Here is a 5,380-nt window from a genome sequence, read left to right as displayed (position 1 = left end):
AGGCTGGTGGTCAGGCCCGCCTCGCCCGTGTCGCTGGTGATGTACGCCTTCGGGTCGGCCTTGTGCAGCTTGCGGGCCGCCTCGAGGTACTCGTCCCAGGTCGTCGGCACCTTGATCTTGTGCTTGTCGAAGACCTTCTTGTTGTAGAAGAGGGCCATGGGGCCGGAGTCCATCGGCAGGCCGTAGACGCCGTCACCGGACTTCACCGCGTTCCACGGGCCCGGCGAGTAGGACTTGGCGAGCTTGTCCGCCCCGAAGGGGGTCAGGTCGGTGACGGACTTCGTCAGGGCGTACTGGCTCAGCGCGTAGTACTCGACCTGCGCGACGTCGGGGACGCCCTTCTTCGCCGAGATGGCGTTCTGCAGGGCCGTGTACTGCTCCTTGTTGGTGCCGGCGTTCACCAGATCGACGTCGACCGCGGGGTGTTCCTTCTCGAAGTCGGCGACGACCTTCTTCAGGGTCGGCTCCCACGCCCACACCTTGATCTTGCCGCCCTTCTTCAGGGCCGCCTCGATGTCCGCGGACGAGACCTGCTTCTGGTCGGATCCGCCGTCGTCGGAGCCGCCGCAGGCGGCCGCCCCCAGGGCGAGGGCGCACAGGAGTCCTATGCCGCGCAGCAGGCGGCGGGTGTTCTGGGGCATGGCGATGCTTCCACTTCTTCGTGGGCGACAAGTTCTTCGTGGGCGACAAGGAATCTGCGGAGCGTTACGGGGCAACTGGCGGCCGGGGGCTACTCCTTGACGCTTCCGGCGGCGAGTCCGGACTGCCAGTACTTCTGGAGCAGCAGGAACGCGGCGATCAGCGGCAGGACGGTGATCAGCGAACCGGTGATCACCAGGTGGAAGACGGGATCGCCGCCCGCTGTCGCGGCTTGGGCGTTCCAGCTGTTGAGGCCCAGGGTCAGCGGATACCAGTCCGGGTCCTTGAGCATGATCAGCGGCAGGAAGTAGTTGTTCCAGGTCGCGACCATCGTGAAGAGCAGGACGGTCACGGTGCCGGGCGCGAGCAGCGGCATGGCGACCCGGAAGAAGGTGCGCAGCTCGCCCGCCCCGTCGATGCGGGCGGCCTCCATCAGCTCGGCGGGGATGGCCTCGGTGGCGAAGACCCACATCAGGTAGAGGCCGAAGGGCGAGATGAGCGAGGGGATGATGACGGCCCAGGGGGTGTCCGTCAGGCCCATCTTGCTGAACATCAGGAAGGTGGGCACCGCAAGCGCCGTACCGGGCACGGCGACGGCGCCGATGACGACGGCGAAGACGGCGCGCTTGCCGGGGAAGCCGAACTTCGCGAGCGCGTAACCGCCGAGGACCGCGAGGAAGGTGGCGCCCCCGGCCCCGACCACCACGTAGAGAACGGTGTTGAGGAACCAGCGGGTGAAGGCGCCGTCGTTGTACGTGAAGGTCTCGGCGATGTTGTCCCACAGCGCGAAGTCCCCGCCGAACCACAGGCCGAACGAACCGGCCAGGCCCTCCTGGGTCTTGGTGGCGCTGATGACCAGCCAGAGGAGCGGCACCAGGCTGTAGAGCAGGACCAGGCCGGTGAGCACGGTGAGCAGGACGCTGCGCCGGGGGCGGTCCGCGGTGTGCCGCCGTGCCGTGCGGACCCGGGGTGTGCGCAGGCGGGGTGCGGCGCGCGGAGCGCGGGCGGGTGCGGGACGGGCGGGGGAGGCGGTGGTGACGGGGCTGCTCGGTCCGGTCATCGGGTCACGCTCCCTTGCGCATGCCGCGCAGCTGGACGGCGTAGGCGATGACCATGGTGATCAGGCCCATGACGATGGCGACCGTGGCGGAGTAGTTCTGCTGCTGGCCCGCGAAGGACAGCGAGTACGTGTAGAGGTTCGGGGTGAAGTCGGTGGTGATGGAGTTGCGCGCCAGGTTCTGCAGGATGCTCGGCTCGTTGAAGAGCTGGAAGCTGCCGATGATCGAGAAGATCGTCGCGATGACCAGGGCGCCGCGGATCGCGGGGAGTTTGATGGCCGTGATGACGCGCAGCTGACCCGCGCCGTCGATCTGGGCGGCCTCGTACAGGGAGTGCGGGATGACGCGCAGCGCCGAGTAGAAGATCAGCATGTTGTAGCCCGTGAACTCCCAGGTGACGATGTTGCCGATGGAGGCGAGGACCAGATCCGGCGAGAGCGGGTCGGGCAGCGAGACGCCCAGGGCGTCGTTGATGTCGCCCACCAGCCCGAAGCGGGTGCCGTACAGGAAGCCCCACATCAGCGAGGCCACCACGGCGGGCACGGCATAGGGCAGGAAGACCGAGATCCGGAAGAAGTCCTTGCCGTACAGGCGGCCGCTGTCCAGGGCGAGGGCCACCAGCAGGGCGATGCCCAGCATGATCGGGACCTGCACCGCGAGGAAGAGCGAGACCCGTCCCAGTGCTGCCCAGAACTGGCCGTCCTGCAAGGCCTGCCGGTAGTTGTCCAGGCCCACGAACGTGGTGCCGCCGATGAGTTGGTCGCGGAAGAGGCTGAGATAGACCGAGTAGGCGAGAGGGGCCAGGAAGACAAGGGCGAAGACCGCCACGAAGGGGCCGATGAATCCCCAGCCCGCCAGGGAACGGCGCCTGCGCGGTGACGATGGTCGGGACGTGCGCCGCTGCGCGGCTCGCTGAAGGTGAAGCGTCGTCATGTCGTTCCTCGCTCGTCCATCTCGGAGCCGGCGTCGCACGGCCGCCGATGTTTGCGTAAACATTGCGCCGCGACAAGGGCCCGGGCAGGGCGTCGCGGGGTGTTATGTTTGCGTAAACATTCGGTGGCGGAATGTCTACACTGCCTCGACGGCGACGGTCAAGGGTCGCCCCGAAGACGGTCGAGGCCGTCCGAAAACACGGACACGAGGCCGTCCGCAGCGGCCGGAAAACACGCGGCGAGGGAAACAGTGGAAGCAACAGAGAGCGCCCCGGCGAACGGCACCCCGGCAAAACGGGCCGCGCGCCGCGGGCACAGCGCGTCCATGGCCGACGTGGCGCGCGTCGCCGGCGTCTCCTCGCAGACCGTCTCGCGGGTCTCCAACGGGTACCCGGGCGTCACCGAGGAGACCCGGCAGCAGGTGCTCGCCGCCATGAAGGAACTCGGCTACCGGCCCAACAGCGCGGCCCGCGCCCTCAAACGCGGCGAGTTCCGCACCATCGGCCTGATCACCTTCACGCTCTCCACCACCGGCAACGTCCGCACCATCGACGCGATCGCCACCTGTGCGGCACAGGAGGGGTACGCCGTCACCCTGCTGCCCGTCGCCGTCCCCACCCAGGACGAGGTGCGCGGCGCGTTCTCCCGCCTCGGGGAACTCGCCGTCGACGCCGTCATCGTCATCATGGAGAAGCACCTGCTCGACGCGGCGGCCCTCTCGCTGCCTCCCCATGTCCAGGTCGTGGTGGCCGACTCGGACGCGGGGGACCGCTACACCGTGGTCGACACCGACCAGGCGGGCGGCACCCGCGACGCCGTCCGGCACCTCCTCGGCCTCGGCCACCGCACCGTGTGGCACCTCGCCGGGCCCGAGGACTCCTATGCCGCGCAACGCCGCGCCGACGCCTGGCGGGCGACGCTCGAAGAGGCCGGGTGCGCCGCGCCCGGCCTCGTATTCGGCGACTGGTCGGCGGAGTCCGGCTACCGGGCAGGGCTCGGCATCGCCGATCAGGAGGACTGCACGGCGGTGTTCGCCGCCAACGACCAGATGGCCCTCGGCCTGCTGCGCGCCCTGCACGAACGCGGCCGCAGGGTGCCGGACGACGTCAGCGTCATCGGCTTCGACGACATCCCCGAGTCCGGCTCCTTCCAGCCTCCCCTGACCACCGTCCACCAGGACTTCGCCGAAGTGGGGCGCCGCTGCGTCGAGGGAGTGCTGCGCCAGATGCGGCAGAGCGCCCCCGAGCGCGGCACCACGCTGGTGCCCACGCGCCTCGTCCTGCGCCGGAGCACCGCACGGCCCCCTGCCCGCTGACACCGGCCGCCGTCCCCGACTCACCGTGCTGATCGCGCGCTGCACCGCACAACCGGGGGAAGGTGGGTAGGCGAGAACATCGTTCGAGGCCGGAGGTACCGATGGACAGCGGCGAAGGTGCGCAGGGGCTGCGCTGCCTGGTGACCGGAGCGACCGGATACATCGGAGGGCGGCTCGTTCCCGAGTTGCTCGACGCCGGACACCAGGTGCGGTGCCTGGCCCGCACGCCCGGCAAGCTGCGCGACTACCCCTGGGCCGGGCAGGCCGAAGTGGTGCGGGGCGACGCGTCGGACGCCGAGTCGGTGGGCTCGGCCATGCGGGACATCGACGTCGCGTACTACCTCATCCACGCGCTCGGCAGCGGATCGGGCTTCGAGGAGACGGACCGCAAGTCGGCGCGGATCTTCGCCGAGCAGGCCCGCGCCGCGGGCGTGCGGCGCATCGTCTACCTGGGCGGACTCACCCCCGAAGGCGTCCCCGACGAGGAGCTCTCGCCGCACCTGCGCTCCCGCGCCGAAGTGGGCCGGATCTTCCTGGAGTCCGGCGTACCGACCACCATGCTCCGCGCCGCGGTGATCATCGGCTCCGGCTCCGCGTCCTTCGAGATGCTGCGCTACCTCACCGAGCGCCTGCCGGTCATGGTCACGCCGAGCTGGGTGAGCACCCGCATCCAGCCGGTCGCCGTGCGCGACGTGCTGCGCTACCTCGTGGGCAGCGCCACCATGCCCGACGACGTCAACCGCGGGTTCGACATCGGCGGCCCCGACGTCGTCACCTACCGCGACATGATGCGCAGGTACGCGGTCGTGGCGAAGCTGCCCCACCGCCTCATCCTGCCGGTCCCCATGCTGAGCCCCGGCCTCTCCAGCCACTGGGTCGGCCTGATCACCCCCGTACCGGCGTCGATCGCCCGGCCGCTCGCGGAATCGCTGCGCTACGAGGTCATCTGCCACGAGCACGACATCGCGCGGTACGTCCCCGACGCACCCGGCGTCCCGATCACCTTCGACCGGGCGCTCGCCCTGGCCCTGGAACGCGTCAAGGAGGCCAAGGTCAGCACCCGGTGGTCGTCCGCCGCGCTGCCCGGCGCGCCCAGCGACCCGCTGCCCACCGACCCCGACTGGGCAGGCGGCAGCCTCTACACCGACCGCCGGGAACAGACCGTGGACGCCTCGCCGCAGGCCCTTTGGAGCGTCGTGGAAGGCGTGGGAGGCGACAACGGCTGGTACTCCTTCCCGCTGGCCTGGGCCGTGCGCGGCTGGCTGGACCGGCTCGTCGGCGGGGTCGGGCTGCGCAGGGGCCGCCGTGACGCCCAGCGTCTTCGGGTGGGTGACTCGCTGGACTTCTGGCGGGTCGAGGAGATCGAACCGGGACGGCTCCTGCGGCTGCGCGCCGAGATGAGGCTGCCGGGCCTGGCCTGGCTGGAGATGTACGCG

The 5,380-nt window shown here is 70.0% G+C and carries 5 protein-coding genes; 2 read left to right on the top strand and 3 right to left on the bottom strand.

Annotation, left to right across the window (positions count from 1 at the left end; all coding sequences use genetic code 11):
* From ACQKIP_RS38575 to ACQKIP_RS38565, 3 genes are all read right to left on the bottom strand, one after another.
* The coding region (locus ACQKIP_RS38575; protein WP_427745213.1) for an ABC transporter substrate-binding protein at positions 1-641 on the bottom strand (641 nt) is incomplete at its 3' end.
* Positions 642-730: 89 nt separating this feature from the next.
* Entirely contained in the window at positions 731-1,699 is a 969-nt protein-coding gene (locus tag ACQKIP_RS38570; RefSeq protein WP_365859695.1) for a carbohydrate ABC transporter permease, read from the bottom strand.
* A gap of 4 nt (positions 1,700-1,703) precedes the next feature.
* A complete protein-coding gene (locus tag ACQKIP_RS38565; protein ID WP_365859694.1) occupies positions 1,704-2,630 on the bottom strand; it encodes a carbohydrate ABC transporter permease in 927 nt (308 codons plus the stop codon).
* 324 nt (positions 2,631-2,954) lie between these two features.
* Between ACQKIP_RS38565 and ACQKIP_RS38560 the strand changes: the two genes are divergently transcribed.
* A complete protein-coding gene (locus ACQKIP_RS38560) occupies positions 2,955-3,944 on the top strand; it encodes a LacI family DNA-binding transcriptional regulator (RefSeq protein ID WP_365859693.1) in 990 nt (329 codons plus the stop codon).
* A gap of 101 nt (positions 3,945-4,045) precedes the next feature.
* Positions 4,046-5,380 (top strand): DUF2867 domain-containing protein (locus ACQKIP_RS38555; protein ID WP_427745212.1); only part of this gene is annotated, 1,335 nt, incomplete at its 3' end.

Origin of the sequence: Streptomyces sp. NPDC059900 (genome assembly GCF_050270335.1) — a bacterium.
In the GTDB taxonomy this organism is placed as follows: Bacteria; Actinomycetota; Actinomycetes; order Streptomycetales; family Streptomycetaceae; genus Streptomyces.
The sequence above is the reverse complement of the archived record's forward strand: the minus strand, read 5'-3'. Positions and strand labels throughout refer to the sequence as shown.

What these genes read in the sequence shown, in the direction of transcription:
- ACQKIP_RS38570 (WP_365859695.1), bottom strand. Translation starts at nt 1,699, where the DNA reads ATGACCGGACCGAGCAGCCCCGTCACCACCGCCTCCCCCGCCCGTCCC.
- ACQKIP_RS38565 (WP_365859694.1), bottom strand. Translation starts at nt 2,630, where the DNA reads ATGACGACGCTTCACCTTCAGCGAGCCGCGCAGCGGCGCACGTCCCGA.
- ACQKIP_RS38560 (WP_365859693.1), top strand. Translation starts at nt 2,955, where the DNA reads ATGGCCGACGTGGCGCGCGTCGCCGGCGTCTCCTCGCAGACCGTCTCG.